This is a genomic window from Terrisporobacter petrolearius, from assembly GCF_020748185.1.
In the GTDB taxonomy this organism is placed as follows: domain Bacteria; phylum Bacillota; class Clostridia; order Peptostreptococcales; family Peptostreptococcaceae; genus Terrisporobacter; species Terrisporobacter petrolearius.
In genome coordinates this window covers 1-702 of the sequence record NZ_JAHZMO010000108.1, presented here as the reverse complement: position 1 = coordinate 702, position 702 = coordinate 1, and the positions used below count along the sequence as shown (strand labels likewise).

General features: G+C 29.1%; 1 protein-coding gene. It reads left to right on the top strand.

Annotation, left to right across the window (positions count from 1 at the left end; translation table 11 throughout):
* The first annotated feature begins 61 nt into the window (after positions 1-61).
* A complete protein-coding gene (gene yqeK / locus K0040_RS19850; protein ID WP_228110418.1) occupies positions 62-634 on the top strand; it encodes a bis(5'-nucleosyl)-tetraphosphatase (symmetrical) YqeK in 573 nt (190 codons plus the stop codon).
* The last annotated feature ends 68 nt before the right edge of the window (positions 635-702 follow it).

The following is a 702-nucleotide window of genomic DNA, read 5'->3' as shown; positions in this document are numbered from 1 at the left end:
ACCCGAAAATGTAGAAAATTATTTATATGAAAATAAACTATATCAATATGGAGAGGATTAAATGAACTTAGAAAATATTAACCAGAGGCTAAATCAAATGCTACCAGTGGGGAGGCTTAGCCATTCAACAAATGTTGCAAAATGTGCTGAAAAATTATGTGAGATTTATGGATGTGACAAAGAGAAAGCTTACTTAGCAGGAATGATTCATGATTGTGCAAAGTATTTAAGTGACAAGGAAATAGAGGATTATGTAAATAAGTATGAAATATATTTAGACCCAATAGAGGATGGAAACCGTTCCTTGTCTCATAGTGTAATTGGGGCATACATATGCGAGTATGAGTTTGAAGTAGAAGATGAAGATATTATAAATGCAATCAAATATCATACAACAGGGAGAGAAGATATGTCTCTTTTAGAAAAAATAATTTACATAGCTGATTTGATTGAAGAAGGAAGAAAATTCCCAGTTGTAGATGCATTAAGAGAATTAGCATATGGAGGTAAACTTGATGAAGCACTTTTAACTTCTTTTAATAATACTTTAATGTTTGTCATCAATAAAAAAGAAGAGATACATCCAAGAACAGTTATGGCAAGAAACTATCTAATTAAAGAAAAGTTATTATAAAAAACCTATATAAAGGTAAACATATTAATAAATTTAAAGTTGACTATGTTACAAAATCGTATTAATAT